At 66.4% G+C, this 2355-nt stretch carries 3 protein-coding genes; all 3 read left to right on the top strand.

Annotation, left to right across the window (positions count from 1 at the left end; all coding sequences use genetic code 11):
- Nucleotides 1-146 precede the first annotated feature (146 nt).
- Nucleotides 147-653, top strand: a complete 507-nt coding sequence (locus VMR03_RS06830) for a cupin domain-containing protein (RefSeq protein WP_325403556.1) — start codon at nucleotides 147-149, stop codon at nucleotides 651-653.
- Nucleotides 654-847: 194 nt separating this feature from the next.
- A complete protein-coding gene (locus tag VMR03_RS06825) occupies nucleotides 848-1717 on the top strand; it encodes an isocitrate lyase/PEP mutase family protein (RefSeq protein ID WP_325403554.1) in 870 nt (289 codons plus the stop codon).
- The gene (locus VMR03_RS06820; RefSeq protein WP_325403552.1) at nucleotides 1717-2145 is read left to right on the top strand and encodes a PaaI family thioesterase; all 429 of its coding nucleotides are present in this window, start codon (nucleotides 1717-1719) and stop codon (nucleotides 2143-2145) included. Before VMR03_RS06825 ends, VMR03_RS06820 begins: the two co-directional genes overlap by 1 nt.
- Nucleotides 2146-2355: the final 210 nt, after the last annotated feature.

Below are 2355 nucleotides of genomic sequence, written 5' to 3'. Positions count from 1 at the left end.
CGACCACAAGGACCGGGACGAAACCGGCGGCGGGCAATTTCCGCCGCGCCCATTCCCGACACGCCCATGGCGCCGCCCAGATACCGGCGGCGGCCGACGGCGAGGGCGCGCCCGACATCGGCGCGCGGCTCAAGGCCTTCCGCACCATGCACGGGCTTTCCCAGCGCGAACTGGCGAAACGCGCCGGCGTGACGAACGGCACGATTTCGCTGATCGAGCAGAACCGCATCAGCCCGTCATTGGGCTCGCTCAAGAAAGTGCTCGACGGCTTTCCGATCTCGATCGCCGATTTCCTGACGCTCGAAATGAAGCCGCGCTCCAAGGTCTTCTATCAGGCGAAGGAATTGCGCGAGATCGCTGGCGGCGCGATTTCCTTCCGCCTCGTCGGCCGCGACACGCGCGGGCGCTCGATGCAGATGATGCATGAGCGCTACGCCCCCGGCGCTGACACCGGCGACGACATGCTCTCCCATGAAGGCGAGGAATGCGGCGTCGTCGTTTCCGGCATGATTGAGCTGACGGTCGGCGGCGAGACGCGCAAGCTCGTTGCCGGCGACGCCTTCTATTTCGACAGTCGCCTCCCGCACCGCTTCCGCAACCCCGGCACCATCGACTGCGTCATCGTCTCCGCCGGCTGCCCGCCGAGTTTCTGAGCGGCGATGCCGACAACAGGGATGTCACCCCGGGCTTCGTCCCGGGGTCCAGGGGCGGCTTGCTCCGAACCTGCCGCCTCTGGGTCCCGGCACAAGGCCGGGATGACAGTGAGGAGTACGAGGGCCGCTGGGAAATCTGGCGGACGCATGACAACCCTCTCCATATTTGCGATGGTCCCGCCCCGGAGGACCACATGACCAAATCTCTCGCCCAGCTCCTCGCCGAATCCGGCATCATCGTCGCGCCCGGCGCCTATGACGCGCTGTCGGCGAAGATCGCCGTGCAGGCGGGCGCGAAGGCCGTCTACATGACGGGCTTCGGCGTCGCGGGCTCAACGCTCGGCCTCCCCGACATCGGCCTGATGTCGGCGACCGAAATGGCCGACCGCGTGCGCGCCATCGCGGACGCCGCCGCGCCCGCGCCCCTCATCGCCGACGGCGACAACGGTCATGGCGGTCCGCTCAATGCCGCGCGCCTGACGCGTCTCTACGAGGCGGCGGGCGCCCAATGCATCCAGATCGAGGATCAGGTCTTCCCGAAACGCTGCGGCCATATGGAAGGCAAGGAAGTCGTCTCGCTGGAAGAGGCCGCGCAGAAGATCAGGGCCGCTGCGCAAGCGCGCAGCTCCGGCGACTTCAAGATCATGGCCCGCACCGACGCCCGCGCGACGCATGATCTCGACGAGGCGCTCCGCCGTGGCGAGGCCTTCGTGAAAGCCGGCGCCGACATCCTCTTCATCGAGGCCCCGCGCGATATCGCCGAACTCGAAAAGGTCGCGGCCACTTTCAGGGGCGTGCCGCTCCTCGCCAACATCGTCGAGGACGGCAAGACGCCCTATCTCTCCGCGAAGGCGCTTGAGGAACTCGGCTACAAGATCGCGATCTTTCCGGTCGCCGCGCTCCTCGCCGTCACGAAGCGGCTGGAGGAGATCTACGCCGTGCTGCTGAAAGGCGAGGGGCTTCCTGTCGGAACCTCCCGCGTCACCTTCCAGCGCTACAACGAGATCGTCGGCCTGCCCGAGCTGCTCGCCAGCGCTGCGAAACTCGAAGACGGAACGAAGTGATGCCGAGCTGGTCGAACATCCTGAAGCGCATCGCGGCCGGCGAAATGGAAAAGGCCCCGCCCCATGTGACGGCGCTCAATCTCTATGCGGGCAAGCTGACGGTGCTGGAGCCGGGCCGCATCCGCTACGACTGGCCGGTCGATCCGCAGTACCTCAACCCCGTCGCGATCTTTGGCGGTTATCTCGCGACGCTCGCCGACCAGACCTGCTCCTTCGCGCTGATGACACTGCTGAAGGACGACCAGAACTTCACGACCAGCGATCTCCAGATGCACTTCTTCCGCCCGGTGACGGGGGGCCTCCTCGCCTGCGAGGGGCATGTGGTGAACGTCTCGAAGACGCAAGCCTATGTCGAAGCGAGTTTCACCACCGCCGACGGCAAACTCGCGCTCAAGGCGCGGGCGGTCGAGCGGATCATTCCGGCTTGATCCACCCACAACTGTCATCCCGGGCTTGTCCCGGGATCCAGGGGCGGCAAGCACGGAGCAAGCGGCCCTTGGATCCCGGCATGAAGCCGGGATGACAGAGAGAGCCACCCCCCGTTTGGACTAATCGCGCGCCCTCGCGATCCGCTAGGCTTTCCCGGCCTTCAATCGCACCGGGGAGGATGCCGATGGAACGCGCCTATGAGGTCTCGC

Source organism: Parvibaculum sp., from assembly GCF_035511255.1.
In the GTDB taxonomy this organism is placed as follows: Bacteria; Pseudomonadota; Alphaproteobacteria; order Parvibaculales; family Parvibaculaceae; genus Parvibaculum.
Note: the sequence above shows the minus strand (reverse complement) of the source record. Positions and strands in the feature narration are given on the sequence as shown.

Excerpts from the sequence above, each read along its gene's own strand:
- VMR03_RS06830 (WP_325403556.1), top strand. The coding sequence starts at position 147 with ATGCACGGGCTTTCCCAGCGCGAACTGGCGAAACGCGCCGGCGTGACG.
- VMR03_RS06820 (WP_325403552.1), top strand. The coding sequence starts at position 1,717 with ATGCCGAGCTGGTCGAACATCCTGAAGCGCATCGCGGCCGGCGAAATG.
- VMR03_RS06825 (WP_325403554.1), top strand. The coding sequence starts at position 848 with ATGACCAAATCTCTCGCCCAGCTCCTCGCCGAATCCGGCATCATCGTC.